Raw genomic sequence first — 17,698 nt, forward strand, 5'->3', positions numbered from 1 at the left:
CGGGCAAGCCCGCTCCCACAGGGATCGCGCTGAACCTGTGGGAGCGGGCTTGCCCGCGATGGGGGCGACACAATCTATACAAGCACCTGCCGGTTGGCGGCCATGTACTCGAACACCTGCTTCTCGACCCGTGGGTGAATCAGTTCCACCGGCCCCCGCCCATTGGGGCACGGTAACGTCTGGGTGGTACCGAACAACCGGCAGATCAGCGGTCGTTCGTCGTACACCGTGCAACCATCAGGGCCCAGATGCACACAGTTGAGCTCTTCCATCGCAGCGTCCTGCTCGGCGCGGCTCTTGCGCGGCAGGCGTGACATTTCTTCCGGTGAGGTGGTCACCGGGCCGCAGCAGTCATGGCAGCCGGGCACACATTCGAAGGAAGGAATTTGCTGGCGCAGCGTACGAATTTTCTGGCTGTTGCAGCTCATCAGGGCGATAACCGACGTTGGGACACAGTGCAATTCTGATGCAAAAGACCTGATCCAGACAGTGGCAACCGACCGATGTTGCCCGCCTGCGGAAGTCCGGCTTATGCTCCGTCAAATTTTCTAAACACAAGAACCAGGATCACGCCGATGACTGCCCGTGCCGAGCAACCCGCCCCGAGCCAACAGCACACGGCCTCCTATTACGCGGCCAGCAGCCTGCCACAGCCGGATCATCCTGTGCTCAACGGTGAGGTGGTGGCCGATGTCTGCGTGGTCGGCGGTGGTTTTTCAGGCTTGAACACGGCGCTGGAACTGGCCGGACGCGGGTTCAGCGTGGTGTTGCTCGAAGCACGCAAGATCGGCTGGGGCGCCAGCGGGCGCAACGGCGGGCAGCTGATCCGTGGCGTTGGCCACGGCCTCGATCAATTCGCCAACATCGTGGGTGTCGACGGTGTGCGCCAGATGAAACTCATGGGGCTGGAGGCTGTGGAAATCGTTCGCCAACGGGTCGAGCGCTTTCAGATCCCCTGCGACCTGACCTGGGGCTACTGCGACCTGGCCAACAAACCCCGTGAACTCGAAGGGTTTGCCGAGGACGCCGAAGAACTGCGCAGCCTCGGTTATCGCCATGAGACCCGCCTGTTGCAGGCCCACGAAATGCACAGCGTCGTCGGTTCCGACCGCTACGTGGGCGGCCTGATCGACTTGGGCTCCGGCCACCTGCATCCGCTTAACCTGGCCCTGGGTGAGGCTGCCGCGGCTCAGCAACTGGGGGTGAAGCTGTTCGAACAGTCCGCCGTTACCCGTATCGATTACGGGCCGGAGGTCAAAGTGCACACTGCCCAAGGTGCCGTCCGCGCCAAAACCCTGGTGCTCGGCTGCAATGCCTACCTCAATGACCTGAACCCCGAACTTGGCGGCAAGGTGCTGCCCGCCGGCAGCTATATCATCGCCACCGAACCCTTGGGCGAGGAGCAGGCGCATGCCCTGCTGCCGCAGAACATGGCGGTGTGCGATCAACGGGTGGCGCTGGACTACTACCGGCTCTCCGCCGACCGCCGCCTGCTGTTCGGCGGCGCCTGCCATTATTCCGGGCGTGACCCGAAGGATATCGCGGCCTACATGCGGCCGAAGATGCTGGAGGTCTTTCCACAACTGGCGGGGGTGAAGATCGACTATCAATGGGGCGGGATGATCGGCATCGGCGCCAACCGCCTGCCGCAGATCGGTCGGCTCAAGGAGCAACCGAACGTGTATTACGCCCAGGCCTATTCAGGGCATGGTGTGAACGCCACCCATCTGGCGGGCAAGTTGCTGGCCGAGGCCATCAGCGGCCAGCACGGCGGCGGCTTCGATCTGTTCGCCAAGGTGCCACACATGACCTTTCCCGGCGGCAAGCATTTGCGCTCGCCATTGCTGGCGCTGGGGATGTTGTGGCATCGGCTCAAGGAGTTGGTCTGATCGTTTGGTGGTGCGTTTTCGGGCCTCATCGCGAGCAGGCTCGCTCCCACAGATCTGCGCCGTACACAAATCTCCTGTGGGAGCGAGCCTGCTCGCGATTGGGTCAAACACAGCCGGATTCAGATCCGCCAGAACGGTTTCAACCCCTCTTCCAGCGCCTGCTCGCGAGTCAGGCCGATATCCTTGAGCTGATCGGCTGTCAGGCTCAACAACGCCTTGCGTGTGTGCAGACGTTGCCAGAACCGGTCCCAGCGACTCAGGCCGGACAGGGCGTTGCGCATCACCGTCCCGCGCGCCTCGTTGTCGCGTCCTTGCACCAGTTCCTGACTGTGTAACGTCAGCCGCACATCGCTCAAGCCGTTCATGTTGGATGCTCCTGTTTACTTGGGTAGCCAGAGGTTTCATGATGCGTGGGCGACGAAAAGCATTACAGATCCAACCAGACTGTATTATTTCCATACAGATTTGATGCTTCAGGGTCTGAATCCCGTATTTTTGCCCCATCTGTACTGGTCAACCGAATCATCCATTTCGAGACTGCGCCATGACTCTCTACGTCAACCTCGCCGAATTGCTCGGCACGCGTATTGAACAGGGGTTTTATCGCCCCGGTGACCGATTGCCGTCGGTGCGGGCGCTGAGCATCGAACACGGGGTCAGCCTGAGCACGGTGCAGCAGGCCTATCGCGTTCTGGAAGACAGCGGCCTGGCCACGCCCAGGCCCAAGTCCGGGTATTTCGTGCCGGTCAGTCGCGAGCTGCCGGAGCTTCCGGCGGTCGGCCGTCCGGCACAACGTCCTGTGGATATCTCGCAGTGGGATCAGGTGCTGGAGTTGATCCGTGCAGTGCCGCGCAAGGATGTGGTGCAACTGGGTCGCGGCATGCCGGATGTCACCTCCCCGACCATGAAGCCGCTGCTGCGCGGCCTGGCGCAGATCAGCCGTCGACAGGATATGCCCGGCCTGTATTACGACAACATCCACGGCAACCTCGAACTGCGCGAACAGATCGCCCGCCTGATGCTCGACTCCGGTTGCCAGTTGCGGCCCGGCGACCTGGTGGTGACAACCGGCTGCCACGAAGCGCTGTCCACCAGCATCCGCGCCATCTGTGAGCCGGGCGATATCGTTGCCGTGGACTCACCGAGCTTCCACGGCGCCATGCAAACCCTCAAGGGCCTGGGCATGAAAGCCCTGGAAATTCCCACCGACCCGCTGACGGGCATCAGCCTGGATGCACTGGAACTGGCCCTGGAGCAATGGCCGATCAAGGCCATACAGTTGACGCCCAACTGCAACAACCCGCTGGGCTACATCATGCCCGAGTCGCGCAAACGCGCGTTGTTGACGCTTGCGCAGCGTTTCGACGTGGCGATCATTGAAGACGATGTGTATGGCGAACTCTCCTACACCTACCCGCGCCCACGAACGATCAAGTCCTTCGATGAAGATGGTCGTGTCCTGTTGTGCAGTTCGTTCTCCAAGACCCTTGCCCCAGGCCTGCGCATTGGCTGGGTCGCACCGGGGCGCTACCTGGAAAGGGTGCTGCACATGAAATACATCAGCACCGGCTCCACCGCCCCACAACCTCAGGTCGCCATCGCCGAATTCCTCAAGGGCGGCCACTTCGAACCGCATTTGCGGCGTATGCGCACGCAATACCAGCGCAATCGCGACGTGATGATCGATTGGGTCACCCGTTACTTTCCCGCCGGCACCCGCGCCAGCCGTCCACAGGGCAGCTTCATGCTGTGGGTTGAACTGCCGGAAGGCTTCGACACCTTGAAGCTCAATCGCGCCCTGCACGATCAGGGCGTACAGATTGCTGTCGGCAGCATTTTTTCCGCATCGGGCAAGTACCGCAATTGCCTGCGCATGAACTACGCTGCCAAACCAACGGCGCAGATTGAAGACGCCGTACGCAAGGTCGGCGCCGCAGCGATCAAACTGCTGGCGGAGACCGACGGGCTGACTGACTGACCTTTCTGCGGAGTCCAGCGTCCATATGCCATCACCTGCCGCCAATCGGAACGGTCCCACGTGAGAGTCAGAAAGTCCCTGCTCGCTCTTGTGATAGCTGCTTCGTTCCTGGGCGGTTGCGCCAATTTCGACGTGCAGCACGAACCGAGCCAGGCGCTGCCGGCAAGCGCCTCGGCTTTCGGCCGCTCCGTCCAGGCCCAGGCAGCGCCCCATGCAGGTCAATCAGGTTTTCGTCTTCTACCCGACAGCACTGAAGCTTTCACGGCCCGCGCTGAACTTGTTCGCAACGCCCAAAGCAGTCTCGACTTGCAGTACTACATCGTCCATGACGGCATCAGTACCCGCATGCTGCTAGAAGAACTGCTCAAGGCCGCCGACCGAGGCGTGCGGGTGCGCATACTGCTCGACGACACCACCAGCGACGGTCAGGACCGCACCATCGCCACCCTCGCGGCGCATCCAAAGATACAGATCCGCGTGTTCAACCCCCTGCATCTGGGCCGCAGTACAGGCGTCACGCGCACCATGGGCCGGCTATTCAATCTGTCCCAGCAACACCGACGCATGCATAACAAGTTGTGGCTGGCGGACAACAGCATGGCCATTGTCGGCGGGCGCAATCTGGGGGACGAGTATTTCGACGCCCAGCCCAACATGAACTTCACCGACATCGACATGCTCGGTGTCGGCCCGGTCGCGGAGCAATTGGGACACAGCTTCGACCAGTACTGGAACAGCGCCCTGAGCAAACCGATCGAGCAGTTTCTGTCGAGCAAACCGACCGCCAAGGATCTGCAGGACACCCGGATGCGGCTGGAAGAGTCCCTGAAGCAATACCGCAAAGAGAATCACGCGCTCTATAAGCACCTGAAGACGTTCGCCACCCAACCGCGACTGGGTATCTGGCGCAATGAGTTGATTTGGGCCTGGAACCAGGCCTTGTGGGATGCCCCCAGCAAGGTGCTGGCCAAGGATGAACCCGACCCGCAGTTACTGCTGACCACCCAATTGGCGCCCGAACTCGACGGCGTCAGCGAAGAGCTGGTGATGATTTCGGCCTACTTCGTGCCCGGCCAGCCGGGGCTGGTGTATTTGACCGGGCGCGCCGATGCCGGGGTCTCGGTACGGTTGCTGACCAATTCACTGGAGGCCACGGACGTGCCGGCCGTGCATGGCGGCTACGCGCCCTATCGCAAGGCCTTGCTGGAGCATGGCGTGCAGCTCTTTGAATTGCGTCGCCAGCCTGGCCATGACAACGGCAGCGGGCCTCGCCTGTTCACCAGCAAGTCCTATGGCGACTCCGATTCGAGCCTGCACAGCAAGGCGATCATTTTCGACAGAAAGAAGGCCTTCATCGGCTCGTTCAACTTCGACCCACGCTCAGTGCTGTGGAACACCGAAGTCGGGGTGCTGGTCGACAGCCCGGAACTGGCGGCCCAGGTCCGCGAACTGGCACTGCAAGGCATGGCGCCGCCCCTGAGTTATCAGGTGCGGCTGGAAGATGGCCGATTGGTATGGGTGACTGAAGACGACGGCAAAATGCACACACTGACCCGTGAACCGGGCACCTGGTGGCGACGCTTCAATGCCTGGCTGAGCAACACCGTTGGCCTGGAACGAATGCTCTAGGCCGGTTCGGCCACCGAACCGAACGCCCCTTGTCGCGTCACCAGAATCACCAGACCAAAGGCACCCGCCGCCATCAGCAATGGCAAGGCATGCCCGCTGATCCACTGGCTGCCGGCACCGGCGATCAACGGACCGAGCAGACAACCGACCCCCCACAGTTGCGCGATGTGCGCATTGGCCCGAACCAGCGCATCGTCGCGATAGCGCTCACCGATCAGAATCAGGGACAGGGTAAACAAACCGCCGGCACTGGCGCCGAACAGCACCCACAGCGGCCAGATCAGCAAGGTGTCGAGCAGCACCGGGATGGCCAGGCTCGATACCAGCAAGACCATTGCACAGCCGGCAAACAACGTCCGCCGCGACACGCGATCCGCCAATGCACCGATCGGCAATTGCAGCAGAGCATCGCCCACCACCACGGTACTGACCATCGCCAGGGCAATTTCCGTGGTGAAGCCCTGACGCAGGCAATACACCGGCAACAGCGTCAGGATCATCGCCTCGAACGCCGCGAACAGCGATACCCCCCAGGCAATCGCCGGAAGACCTCGGCAAAACTCCCACAAATCGCCGAAGGTTACGCTGCAGGCCTCGCTGCCGGGTGCGCCACTGCGGCCCAGCAACAAAAACGGTGCCGCCACCAACAAGCCGACACCGACCCAAAAGCCATAATCGTGTTCGGTGCCCAACACACCCAGCAATATGGGCCCAGCCAATTGGCTCAGCGCGTAGCTGCTGCCGTACAGCGCCACCAACCGCCCGCGCCACTCCTCAACCACCAGTTGATTGATCCAGCTTTCGCCGAGAATAAAGACCAGGGTCAGGACCGTACCGATCATCAAGCGCAACACCAGCCAGAGCGGATAGCTGGGCAGCAACGCCAGCAAACCGATGGAAACGGCACCGCCCCACAGGCACAAACGCATCAGGTTGGCCGTCCCCAGACGCGCCGCCAGGTGACTGGAGATCTTCGCGCCCAGCAGCACGCCAATGGCCGGCATCGCCGCCATCACACCGATGGCGAACGAGCCATAACCCCAGCCTTCCAGACGAAAAGACACCAGCGGCATGCTGACCCCCAGGGCCAGGCCAACACTCAAGACAGACGCCAACACGGCGAAATATGTCGCCCAACGCATGTTCCACGCTCCTGTGGATATTTTTATGTACGGCACAAAACACTGTGGGAGCGAGCCTGCTCGCGATGACGGAGCAACATTCAACATTGACGTCGACTGTCAGACCGCTATCGCGAGCAGGCTCGCTCCCACAGGGGTTTTGCGTTGAGCCCCGGCATGGCCGGGGCTCGCTTCACATTACAACTTGATCCAGGTCGCCTTCAGTTCGGTGTACTTGTCGAATGCATGCAGCGACTTGTCGCGACCGTTACCCGACTGCTTGAAACCACCGAATGGCGCGGTCATGTCGCCACCATCGTACTGGTTGACCCAGACGCTACCGGCACGCAGTGCCCGCGCAGTCAGGTGGGCCTTGGAGATGTCGGCAGTCCATACCGCAGCGGCCAGGCCGTAAGGCGTGTCGTTGGCGATCTGGATGGCTTCTTCGGCGCTGTCGAAGGTAATGACCGACAACACAGGGCCGAAGATTTCTTCCTGGGCGATTTTCATCGCGTTGCTCACGCCATCGAAAATCGTCGGCTCGACGTAGGTGCCGCCAGTCTCCTGCAGCGTACGCTTGCCACCGGCAACCAGTTTGGCGCCGTCGGCGTGGCCCGATTCGATGTAGGACAGCACGGTGTTCATCTGCTGGGTGTCCACCAGTGCACCGACGTTGGTTGCCGGGTCCAGCGGGTTGCCAGGCTTCCAGGTCTTCAAGGCCTCGATCACCAACGGCAGGAATTTGTCCTTGATGGAGCGCTCCACCAGCAGGCGCGAGCCGGCGGTGCAGACTTCGCCCTGGTTGAAGGCGATAGCGCCGGCAGCGGCTTCGGCAGCCTCCTGCAGGTTCGGTGCATCGGCGAACACAATGTTCGGGCTCTTGCCACCGGCTTCGAGCCAGACGCGCTTCATGTTGGACTCGCCGGAGTAGATCAGCAGCTGCTTGGCGATCTTGGTCGAACCGGTGAACACCAGGGTGTCGACATCGTTATGCAGGGCCAGGGCCTTGCCGACGGTGTGGCCGTAGCCAGGCAGAACGTTCAGCACGCCTTTCGGAATGCCGGCTTCGACGGCCAGTGCAGCAATGCGGATGGCCGTCAGCGGCGATTTTTCCGACGGTTTGAGGATCACCGAGTTACCGGTGGACAGTGCAGGACCGAGCTTCCAGCAAGCCATCAGCAGCGGGAAGTTCCACGGCACGATGGCGCCGACGACACCCACCGGCTCGCGGGTCACCAGACCCAGCTGATCGTGCGGAGTGGCCGCCACTTCATCGTAGATCTTGTCGATGGCTTCGCCGCTCCAGCTCAGGGCTTGCGCCGCACCGGGAACGTCGATGTACAGGGAGTCGCTGATCGGCTTGCCCATGTCCAGGGTTTCAAGCAGCGCCAGCTCCTCGGCGTGCTGCTTGAGCAGGCCGGCGAAACGGATCATGGCGGATTTGCGCTTGGTCGGCGCCAGGCGCGACCACACGCCGGAATTGAAGGTGGCGCGGGCGTTTTCCACGGCACGCTGGGCGTCGGCGGCATCACAACTGGCAATCTTGCCCAGCAGGCGGCCATCGACCGGGCTGATGCACTCGAAGGTCTCGGCGGAGACGGCATCGGTGTACTCGCCATTGATGTAGGCACGGCCTTCGATCTTCAGGTCGCGAGCACGTTGTTCCCAGTCGGCACGAGTCAGGGTGGTCATACGAGTGTCCTCCTCTTATTGAATACGACACCCGCGTTCTTCGCGGGCGCTGTCAGGAATTCTGCCTGGCCAGCCTGCTTTCGGCCCAGGGCAACCGCCACCCTAAACCAGCGGCAGGTGAAGTTTCAATATATTTGACATATCACCGGCAAACGGCCTTGCGATGTTCATTTTAATAAACATAGACTTTGGGCTCATCAAGCAATCACGGGGGATAACAACAATGAGCATCCAGAACATCGTCGATTTCAGCCAAGCCACCACTGCCGCCGAACGCTATCGTCCGGACCCGGCCAAGGTTCTCAAGGGCGACCCCGAGCAAGCGGTTTACAACCACTACAACAGTCCTTGCGGCCAGTTGAACGCCGGTGTGTGGGAAGGCGCCGTCGGCCAGTGGACGGTGAACTTCACCGAACACGAGTACTGCGAAATCCTGCAGGGCGTTTCCGTTTTGCGTGACCACGACGGCCATGCCAAAACCGTACGCGCCGGCGACCGCTTCGTGATCCCGGCAGGCTTTCGCGGCACCTGGGAAGTGCTGGAGCCGTGCCGCAAGATCTATGTGGCATTCGAGCAAAAAGCCTGACGCCCGATAAATATATACCGCATCAGGCCGGCTTCCCGGTCAGATCATCGACAGGCGCCTCAATGGTGAGGCGCCTCGACATGAACTCACTGCAAGGAAGCACCATGCCCGACATCACCACTTATACCGACGAACAGGTACTCGAGCTGATCAAGTCCGTCGTCGGCTCGCCCTACTCCGAAGAACTGCGCAAAGAGGTCGAAGATACGACCGGTCGCCCCACTCGCCCATGGGGCAACTACGTGGGGACCTATGACGCACGCGCAGAACGCATCAACCTGAACGCCAACGAACACGACATCATCATTTCGATCTACTTCGGCTGACCGCTGGCTTGCCGCCGAATTCAGGCGTAAAAACGAAAAAGGCCCGTATCTTTCGATACGGGCCTTTTCGTAAGTCGGGAAAAATCAATTACTTGATTTTGCCTTCCTTGTAGATCACGTGCTTGCGAACAACCGGATCATATTTCTTGATCTCGATTTTGTCCGGAGTAGTGCGCTTGTTCTTGTCGGTAGTGTAGAAGTGACCAGTACCGGCGCTCGAAATCAAACGAATCAATTCACGCATGATTAGCTCCCTTAAACCTTGCCATCGCGGCGAAGTTCGGCCAGCACGACATCAATGCCGCGCTTGTCGATGATACGCATGCCTTTGGCAGATACGCGCAGACGTACAAAACGTTTCTCGGACTCAACCCAGAAGCGGTGATGCTGCAGGTTCGGCAGGAAACGACGACGGGTTTTGTTGTTTGCGTGGGAAATGTTGTTCCCAGTCACCGGACCCTTACCGGTAACTTGACATACTCTAGACATGCCTCAGCCCTCTAAAACCACATGCCCAACCCGGCATGGGTTGGCCGCTTAATCTCTAGTCATTGTGGCGCCAGGCGCCGCGATTCTTTAGAGGTCTTACCGGCTACACCTACAGTGAAGGAACCGGGCCCCTAGAAAAGAGCGCTGCTTTATACCAGAAAGACTGCAGAGCAACAACATTCGCTGTGCGTCGAGTTGATAAAAACCCTGTTTTTCGCGCTTCAGACGCCCTGAATCAAGGCTGTCGTCGATTTTGACCGCTCGTCGCAGAAAGTCCGGTCGATCCACCCATCCAGCGCTACGCGACCAGGAGCACAGCAAAATCAATCGCCTATAGTCCCCCGAAAATCAAAAAGGGGATAGTCATTTGCAAAAGAGCCCACTAGGGTAAGCCTTTTCCAGACTGCACTTGCAGATGGGCCTTCGATCTGTAAAGGAATCCGACCATGCGCCTCGCTGCCCTACCGCTGTTGCTCGCCCCTCTCCTGCTAAGCCCGCTGGCACAGGCGGCCGCCTTGAGCGTCTGCACCGAGGCCAGCCCGGAAGGGTTCGACGTGGTGCAATACAACTCACTGACCACCACCAACGCCTCGGCCGATGTCCTGATGAATCGCCTGGTGGACTTCGATACCGCCAGTGGCAAGGTAGTGCCCAGCCTCGCCGATAGCTGGGAGGTTAGCCCCGACGGACTGACCTACATCTTCAAGCTGCACCCGCAGGTGAAATTTCATCGCACCGAGTACTTCAGCCCGACCCGCGAGCTGACCGCCGAAGACGTGAAGTTCAGCTTCGATCGCATGCTTGACCCCGCCAACCCGTGGCACAAGGTCGCCCAGAGTGGCTTCCCACATGCACAATCGATGCAGTTATCCACATTGATCAAGAAGATCGACGCCCTCGATCCGCTGACCGTGCGCTTCACGCTGGATCATCCAGACTCGACGTTCCTGGCGACCCTGAGCATGGGTTTTGCCTCGATCTATTCGGCCGAATACGCCGACAAGCTGCTCAAGGCCGATGCCCAGGACAAGTTCAACACTCAGCCAATCGGCACCGGGCCATTCGTTTTCACGCGCTTCCAGAAGGACGCGTCGGTCCGCTACAAAGCCAACCCTGACTACTTCCTTGGCAAGCCTTCGGTAGACCCGCTGATATTCGCCATTACCCCGGACGCCAACGTGCGCCTGCAGAAGCTGCGCCGCAACGAATGCCAGATTGCCTTGTCGCCCAAACCCCTGGATGTACAGGCTGCCCTGAAAGAGCCGACCTTGAAGGTGGAAAAGACTGACGCCTTCATGACCGCCTTCGTCGGCATCAACAGCCAGCACCCGCCATTGGACAAGCCGGAAGTGCGCCAGGCGATCAATCTGGCCTTCGACAAGGCCAACTACGTCAAAGCCGTGTTCGAGGACACCGCCACGCCTGCCAACGGGCCATACCCGCCCAACACCTGGAGCTACGCGAAAAATCTGCCGGGCTACCCGCATGACGTGGAAAGAGCCAAGGCGCTGATGGCCAAGGCAGGTCTCAAGGATGGCTTCCAGACCACGATCTGGACCCGTCCGTCGGGCAGTCTGTTGAACCCCAATCCGAGCCTCGGCGCACAGTTGCTGCAGTCAGACCTCGCTGAAATCGGCATTCAGGCCGAAATTCGCGTGATCGAATGGGGCGAACTGATTCGCCGCGCCAAGGCTGGTGAACACGACCTGTTGTTCATGGGCTGGGCCGGTGACAACGGCGACCCGGATAACTTCCTCACACCGCAGTTCTCCTGCGCGGCGGTGAAATCCGGCACCAACTTCGCGCGCTACTGCAATCAGGACCTGGACAAGCTGATCAGCGCGGGCAAGACCACTGGCGAACAGGGCGTACGCACCAAACTCTATGAACAGGCCCAGACGCAGATCCAGCAACAGGCGCTGTGGCTACCGCTGGCCCACCCGACCGCTTTCGCCCTGACGCGCAAGGATGTCGAGGGTTACTCGGTCAGCCCGTTCGGTCGCCAGGACTACTCCAAGGTCAACCTGAAATAATCCACCGCGCCCCGCCCCTGTAGGAGCGAGCATGCTCGCGATGAACGAGAGAGCACCGCTGGGCATCAGGCACCCAGCGTCATCGTTAACGACCATCGCGAGCGTGCTCGCTCCTACATCCATCCATATTCAGCCATGGAAAGCGGATCACCATCGCCGATGATGAAATGGTCCAGCACCCGCACATCAATCAGGCCCAGCGCATCTTGCAGGCGCTTGGTCAATTTTCGATCAGCGTGACTGGGGTCGGAATTACCTGACGGATGGTTGTGGCAGAGGATCAGCGCCGCCGCGTTGTGAGCCAGCGCACGCTTGACCACTTCTCGCGGATGAACACTGGTGTGATCGATGGAGCCGCGAAACAGCGCCTCAAAGGCCAGTATTTGATGTTTGGAGTCCAGAAACAGGCAACCGAATACCTCGTGAGGCTCATCGCGCAACATCGATTTCAGATAGTCGCGAACAGCCTGCGGACTTTCCAGAGCCGTTTTTTTGCGGGCGCGTTCAGCCAAATGCCGCCTGCCCATTTCCTGGACCGCCTGCAACTGAGCGAATTTGGCTGGCCCGAGCCCCAAATGCCTACTGAAGGTTTTCTGATCGGCTTCAAGCAGCGAGCGCAAACTTCCAAACTGGCTCAGCAGGTGTCGCGCCAGATCCACCGCGCTTTTACCCGATACGCCGGTTCGTAAAAAAATGGCTAGCAGTTCAGCGTCCGAAAGACACGCTGCCCCCCACTTAAGCAACCTCTCCCGCGGCCGTTCCGCCGCGGGCCAATGGCGAATACTCATAGCACCTCCCTGTCTTTGGGCGCCGCTGTTCCATAGCGGTCGCTGTGATATCGTAGCCCATCTTTTTTGCGGGCGAATTCATCCCTGGGGAGGGGGTATCGCCAAGCATTCACCAACGATATTGAAAGGCAGGCCTATGCAGCGGCTGTATCGGAAACGCATTGTTCTGGGCGTCGGCGGCGGTATTGCCGCCTACAAGAGCGCCGATCTGGTTCGTCGCCTGATGGATCAGGGCGCCGAAGTCCGTGTGGTCATGACCCGCGGCGGCAGCGAGTTCATCACTCCGCTGACCATGCAGGCCCTGTCCGGGCACCCTGTGCACCTGGATTTGCTGGACCCGGCGGCCGAAGCGGCCATGGGTCACATTGAGCTGGCCAAATGGGCCGATCTGGTGTTGATCGCCCCTGCCACTGCAGACCTGATCGCCCGACTGGCCCAGGGCATTGCCGATGACCTGCTGACCACCCTGGTCCTGGCCACCGACGCCGTGGTTGCCGTCGCACCCGCCATGAACCAGGCTATGTGGCGCGACCCGGCGACTCAGGCCAACCTGCAAACCCTCGAAAGCCGCGACCTGAAAGTCTTCGGCCCGGCCTCCGGCAGCCAGGCCTGTGGCGATGTCGGCCTGGGTCGCATGCTCGAAGCCACCGACCTTGCCCAACTCGCGGCGGACTGCTTCCAGCGCCAGGCCCTGACCGGCAAGCATGTCCTGATTACCGCTGGCCCGACCCAGGAAAACATCGATCCGGTGCGCTACATCACCAACCACAGCTCCGGGAAAATGGGCTTCGCGCTGGCCGAGGCTGCGGTGGAAGCAGGCGCCCGAGTGACCTTGATCACAGGCCCGGTTCATCTGCCGACCCCGGATCGCGTCACACGCATCGACGTGGTCAGCGCTCGCGACATGCTCGCGGCCTGCGAAGCTGCCATTCCTTGCGATCTGTTCATCGCCTCTGCTGCGGTTGCGGATTACCGCCCGGAAGTCATCGCGCCACAAAAACTCAAGAAAGATCCTACGAACGGTGACGGCTTGTTGCTACAGATGGTGCGCAACCCGGATATTCTGGCCACCATCGCCACCCGTCCCGACCGCCCGTTCAGTGTCGGCTTCGCCGCCGAAACCGAACACCTGCTCGATTACGCTGCCCGCAAGTTGAAAGACAAGAATCTCGATCTGATCGTCGCCAACGACGTCGCCAACCCGAGCATCGGTTTCAACAGCGAAGAGAACGCCTGCAGCGTGATCGACCGTGACCTTCATGCCACACTTTTCGCCCAGACCAGCAAGAGCAAGATTGCTCGCCAGCTGATCTCTTTTATCGCTGAACGACTGAACCAGGTTTAATTTACATGCACGCTTTGCAAGCCAAGATCCTCGACCCACGCATCGGTACCGAATTCCCGCTGCCGCAATACGCCACGCCAGGCTCGGCCGGCCTGGACCTGCGCGCCATGCTGGAAAAAGACATCGTGATCAAACCGGGCGAAACCGTGCTGATCCCCACCGGTCTGTCGGTCTACATTGGCGACCCGAACCTCGCGGCACTGATCCTGCCGCGCTCGGGCATGGGCCATAAGCATGGCATCGTGCTGGGCAATCTGGTCGGCCTGATCGACTCGGATTATCAAGGCCCGCTGATGGTTTCCTGCTGGAACCGTGGCCAAACCGACTTCACCATGACCGTGGGTGAGCGCCTGGCACAACTGGTGCTGGTGCCGGTGGTGCAAGCGCACTTCGAGATGGTGGAAGAATTTGTTGAGACCGAGCGCGGTGCAGGCGGTTTCGGTCACTCCGGCAGCCATTGATCGTTAACGCGGCAATGTGGGAGCGAGCCTGCTCGCGATGACGCCAGCAAATTCAACAGAGAGCCTGTCAGCCTGCTATCGCGAGCAGGCTCGCTCCCACAGGTTCAGGGCTGAACCTCTGAAATCAGGGCATTGGCCGGTCAAAGGATCACCGAAGTTACCGACATGGCCTTTTCGCAGTACGAACTCTGCGCGGAAAACGCCGTCATACCTTTCAGTTTGAGCCTGCCGCCGAATGATTCGACGGTCTGTCCCGCCACTTTCGAGATGGAGCATTTCCGCAGATGAGCACCCCAGCCCGCATCGCCCCCAAGTTCCCCGACAGCATTTTCCGCGCCTATGACATTCGTGGCACCGTCCCGGAATTTCTGAACGCTGAAACCGCTTACTGGCTCGGGCGGGCAATCGGTTCCCAAAGCCTGGCTCAGGGTGAACCCAATGTTTCGGTCGGCCGTGACGGCCGCCTCTCCGGGCCGGAGCTGGTGGAACAATTGATTCAGGGGCTGGCCGACAGCGGCTGTCACGTCAGCGACGTCGGCCTGGTACCCACCCCGGCGCTGTATTACGCCGCCAACATTCTGGCCGGAAAGTCCGGTGTGATGCTGACCGGCAGCCACAACCCGTCGAACTACAACGGCTTCAAAATCGTCATTGCCGGCGACACTCTGGCCAACGAGCAGATCCAGGCCCTGCACGACCGCCTCAAGACCAACAACTTGAGCAACGGCAAAGGCAGCGTCACCAAAGTCGAGATCCTCGACCGCTACACCACCGAAATCGTCCAGGACATCAAACTGGCCCGGCGCCTGAAAGTCGTGGTCGATTGCGGCAACGGCGCAGCCGGTGTGATCGCTCCACAATTGATCGAAGCGCTGAACTGCGAAGTCATCCCGCTGTTCTGTGAGGTCGACGGCAATTTCCCCAACCACCATCCGGACCCGGGCAAGCCTGAAAACCTCGAAGATCTGATCGCCAAGGTCAAGGAAACCAAAGCCGACATCGGCCTGGCCTTCGATGGCGACGGCGACCGCGTCGGCGTGGTGACCAATACCGGCAGCATCGTCTACCCGGACCGCCTGCTGATGCTGTTCGCCCGCGACGTTGTAGCGCGCAATCCGGGCGCCGAGATCATCTTCGACGTCAAATGCACCCGTCGCCTGTTTCCACTGATCAAGGAATACGGCGGTCGGTCGCTAATGTGGAAGACCGGTCATTCGCTGATCAAAAAGAAAATGAAACAAAGCGGCGCCCTGTTGGCCGGTGAAATGAGCGGGCACATCTTTTTCAAGGAGCGCTGGTTCGGTTTCGACGACGGCATTTACAGCGCTGCACGGTTGCTGGAGATCCTCAGCAAGGAAAAATCGTCGGCCGAGGAGCTGTTCGCGACCTTCCCGAACGATATTTCTACGCCGGAAATCAATATCCATGTGACCGAAGAGAGCAAATTCAGCATCATTGATGCATTGCACGACGCGCAGTGGGGCGAAGGCGCCGAACTGACCACCATTGACGGCGTGCGAGTCGACTATGCCAAAGGCTGGGGCCTGGTTCGCGCCTCCAACACCACACCGGTGCTGGTGCTGCGCTTCGAGGCCGATGACGAGGCAGAACTTTCGCGCATCAAGGACGTCTTCCATGTCCAGTTGAAGCGTGTTGCACCTGATCTCCAACTACCGTTCTGATTCACCCGGAGCCCTGAATGACCCTCGAACGCGAAGCCGCCGCCAACACCGCCAAGGTCCTTTCCGAAGCGCTGCCTTACATCCGCCGCTATGTCGGCAAGACACTGGTGATCAAATACGGCGGCAACGCGATGGAGAGCGAGGAGCTGAAAACCGGCTTCGCCCGCGACATCGTGCTGATGAAAGCTGTCGGCATCAATCCGGTCGTCGTTCACGGTGGTGGTCCGCAAATCGGTGACCTGCTCAATCGCCTGTCGATCGAAAGCCACTTCGTCGATGGCATGCGCGTCACTGATGCCGCGACCATGGACGTGGTGGAAATGGTCCTGGGCGGCCAGGTCAACAAGAGCATCGTCAACCTGATCAACCGCCATGGCGGCAGCGCCATCGGCCTGACCGGCAAGGACGCCGAGCTGATTCGCGCCAAGAAGCTCAACGTCACCCGCCAGACGCCCGAGATGACCACTCCGGAAATCATCGACATCGGCCATGTCGGCGAGGTGGTCGGGATCAACACCGATCTGCTGAACCTGCTGGTCAAGGGCGACTTCATCCCGGTCATCGCGCCAATCGGCGTCGGCGAGAACGGTGAGTCGTACAACATCAACGCGGATCTGGTGGCCGGCAAAGTGGCCGAAGCACTGAAAGCCGAGAAGCTGATGCTGCTGACCAACATCGCCGGCTTGATGGATAAGTCGGGCAAGGTCTTGACCGGCCTGAGCACCCAGCAAGTCGATGATCTGATCGCCGACGGCACCATCTACGGCGGCATGTTGCCGAAGATCCGTTGTGCACTGGAAGCGGTCCAGGGCGGCGTAGGCAGCTCGCTGATCATTGACGGTCGCGTGCCGAACGCGATCCTGCTGGAAATCTTCACCGATACCGGTGTGGGCACTCTGATCAGCAATCGCAAGCGTCACTAAGCGATAGCGCACACAAAAAGCCCCCGCTCAGCCTGACTGAGCGGGGGCTTTTTAATTCACCGAACCTGTAGGAGCGAGCAAGCTCGCGATGGACTGGAGAGCGCCGCTGGATATCAGGTTTCCAACGTCATCGTTGACGACCATCGCGAGCCTGCTCGCTCCTACAGGGGAACGGTGCGTTACACGCCGAACTGGGCGCGGTACGCTTCCACGGCTGGCAGGTGCTGCTTGAGCTGCGGATCATCGGCCAGGAATTCCAGCACCTGGTTCAGCGAAACAATGCTGATCACCGGGATACCGAAGTCACGCTCCACTTCCTGGATCGCCGACAACTCACCATTACCGCGCTCCTGACGGTTCAGTGCGATCAGCACACCGGCCGCCTTGGCGCCGTCCTGGGAGGCAATGATCTGCATCACTTCGCGAATGGCAGTACCGGCAGTGATCACGTCATCGATGATCAGCACCTCGCCCGTCAAGGGTGCGCCAACCAGGCTGCCACCCTCACCGTGAGCCTTGGCTTCCTTGCGGTTGAAGCACCATGGCAAATCACGGTTGTGATGCTCGGCCAATGCCACGGCAGTCGTCGCCGCCAAAGGAATGCCCTTGTAGGCCGGGCCAAACAGAACATCGAAGGGAATGCCGCTTTCGGCAATGGCGATGGCTTCCAGGGACTCGTTGGTGTCGAAGGTGTCCCAGGTCACTTTGATGCCGGTGTGCGTGGCGAAGTCCTTGGGCACCGACGGCAGGATGTAG

Annotated in this window: 17 protein-coding genes and 1 pseudogene; 10 read left to right on the forward strand and 8 right to left on the reverse strand. The window is 60.3% G+C overall.

The genetic code is table 11. From position 1 onward, the window contains the following. Positions 1-74 precede the first annotated feature (74 nt). Positions 75-428 (reverse strand): YkgJ family cysteine cluster protein, encoded by a 354-nt coding sequence (locus ACQKP2_RS27620; protein WP_427581187.1) that lies wholly within the window; start codon positions 426-428, stop codon positions 75-77. A gap of 147 nt (positions 429-575) precedes the next feature. On the opposite strand from ACQKP2_RS27620, the gene ACQKP2_RS27625 reads away from it, so the two are divergent. Beyond that, the gene (locus tag ACQKP2_RS27625; protein ID WP_427581189.1) at positions 576-1,889 is read left to right on the forward strand and encodes an FAD-dependent oxidoreductase; all 1,314 of its coding nucleotides are present in this window, start codon (positions 576-578) and stop codon (positions 1,887-1,889) included. Positions 1,890-2,008: 119 nt separating this feature from the next. Here ACQKP2_RS27625 and ACQKP2_RS27630 read toward each other — a convergent pair whose 3' ends face one another. After that, positions 2,009-2,254 (reverse strand): DUF1127 domain-containing protein, encoded by a 246-nt coding sequence (locus tag ACQKP2_RS27630; RefSeq protein WP_427581191.1) that lies wholly within the window; start codon positions 2,252-2,254, stop codon positions 2,009-2,011. A 179-nt stretch (positions 2,255-2,433) separates the two neighbouring features. Here ACQKP2_RS27630 and ACQKP2_RS27635 point away from each other — a divergent pair, with 179 nt between their 5' ends. After that, complete coding sequence (locus ACQKP2_RS27635) at positions 2,434-3,867, forward strand: PLP-dependent aminotransferase family protein (protein WP_427581193.1); 1,434 nt, start codon at positions 2,434-2,436, stop codon at positions 3,865-3,867. 60 nt (positions 3,868-3,927) lie between these two features. Continuing rightward, on the forward strand, positions 3,928-5,496 hold the full coding sequence (locus ACQKP2_RS27640; protein ID WP_427581195.1) for a phospholipase D family protein: 1,569 nt from the start codon (positions 3,928-3,930) through the stop codon (positions 5,494-5,496). On the opposite strand, the gene ACQKP2_RS27645 is transcribed toward ACQKP2_RS27640, so the two are convergent. After that, positions 5,493-6,638 (reverse strand): MFS transporter, encoded by a 1,146-nt coding sequence (locus tag ACQKP2_RS27645; protein ID WP_427581197.1) that lies wholly within the window; start codon positions 6,636-6,638, stop codon positions 5,493-5,495. The two genes, ACQKP2_RS27640 and ACQKP2_RS27645, sit on opposite strands and share 4 nt — an antisense overlap. A 177-nt stretch (positions 6,639-6,815) precedes the next feature. Beyond that, positions 6,816-8,309, reverse strand: a complete 1,494-nt coding sequence (locus tag ACQKP2_RS27650; protein ID WP_427581199.1) for an aldehyde dehydrogenase — start codon at positions 8,307-8,309, stop codon at positions 6,816-6,818. Positions 8,310-8,532: 223 nt separating this feature from the next. On the opposite strand from ACQKP2_RS27650, the gene ACQKP2_RS27655 reads away from it, so the two are divergent. Beyond that, the gene (locus ACQKP2_RS27655; protein WP_427581201.1) at positions 8,533-8,895 is read left to right on the forward strand and encodes a cupin domain-containing protein; all 363 of its coding nucleotides are present in this window, start codon (positions 8,533-8,535) and stop codon (positions 8,893-8,895) included. An 80-nt stretch (positions 8,896-8,975) separates the two neighbouring features. Beyond that, positions 8,976-9,221, forward strand: coding sequence for a hypothetical protein (locus ACQKP2_RS27660; RefSeq protein WP_427581203.1), 246 nt, complete (start codon positions 8,976-8,978; stop codon positions 9,219-9,221). Between the two features lie 88 nt (positions 9,222-9,309). Here the strand turns inward: ACQKP2_RS27660 and rpmG are convergent, their stop codons facing one another. Then, entirely contained in the window at positions 9,310-9,465 is a 156-nt protein-coding gene (gene rpmG, locus ACQKP2_RS27665) for a 50S ribosomal protein L33 (protein WP_003177274.1), read from the reverse strand. A gap of 11 nt (positions 9,466-9,476) precedes the next feature. Further along, entirely contained in the window at positions 9,477-9,710 is a 234-nt protein-coding gene (gene rpmB / locus ACQKP2_RS27670) for a 50S ribosomal protein L28 (protein WP_007921114.1), read from the reverse strand. A 446-nt stretch (positions 9,711-10,156) separates the two neighbouring features. Between rpmB and ACQKP2_RS27675 the strand changes: the two genes are divergently transcribed. Further along, positions 10,157-11,743, forward strand: coding sequence for an ABC transporter substrate-binding protein (locus ACQKP2_RS27675; protein ID WP_427581205.1), 1,587 nt, complete (start codon positions 10,157-10,159; stop codon positions 11,741-11,743). Between the two features lie 113 nt (positions 11,744-11,856). On the opposite strand, the gene radC is transcribed toward ACQKP2_RS27675, so the two are convergent. Next, entirely contained in the window at positions 11,857-12,531 is a 675-nt protein-coding gene (gene radC / locus ACQKP2_RS27680) for a RadC family protein (RefSeq protein ID WP_427581207.1), read from the reverse strand. 136 nt (positions 12,532-12,667) lie between these two features. Between radC and coaBC the strand changes: the two genes are divergently transcribed. The 4 genes and pseudogenes from coaBC to argB all read left to right on the forward strand — a co-directional run bounded on the left by coaBC (position 12,668) and on the right by argB (position 16,942). Further along, the gene (coaBC, locus tag ACQKP2_RS27685; protein WP_427581209.1) at positions 12,668-13,876 is read left to right on the forward strand and encodes a bifunctional phosphopantothenoylcysteine decarboxylase/phosphopantothenate--cysteine ligase CoaBC; all 1,209 of its coding nucleotides are present in this window, start codon (positions 12,668-12,670) and stop codon (positions 13,874-13,876) included. A 5-nt stretch (positions 13,877-13,881) separates the two neighbouring features. Beyond that, positions 13,882-14,337, forward strand: a complete 456-nt coding sequence (gene dut, locus ACQKP2_RS27690; protein ID WP_427581212.1) for a dUTP diphosphatase — start codon at positions 13,882-13,884, stop codon at positions 14,335-14,337. 278 nt (positions 14,338-14,615) lie between these two features. Continuing rightward, positions 14,616-16,019, forward strand: a pseudogene (locus ACQKP2_RS27695) (phosphomannomutase/phosphoglucomutase); the annotation flags it as partial. A 17-nt stretch (positions 16,020-16,036) separates the two neighbouring features. Continuing rightward, positions 16,037-16,942, forward strand: a complete 906-nt coding sequence (argB, locus tag ACQKP2_RS27700) for an acetylglutamate kinase (protein ID WP_427581214.1) — start codon at positions 16,037-16,039, stop codon at positions 16,940-16,942. Positions 16,943-17,121: 179 nt separating this feature from the next. Here argB and pyrE read toward each other — a convergent pair. Then, a partial coding sequence (gene pyrE, locus ACQKP2_RS27705) for an orotate phosphoribosyltransferase (RefSeq protein ID WP_427581216.1) occupies positions 17,122-17,698 on the reverse strand: 577 nt, incomplete at its 5' end.

The organism is Pseudomonas sp. NPDC089569 (assembly GCF_050280625.1).
Classification (GTDB): Bacteria; Pseudomonadota; Gammaproteobacteria; order Pseudomonadales; family Pseudomonadaceae; genus Aquipseudomonas.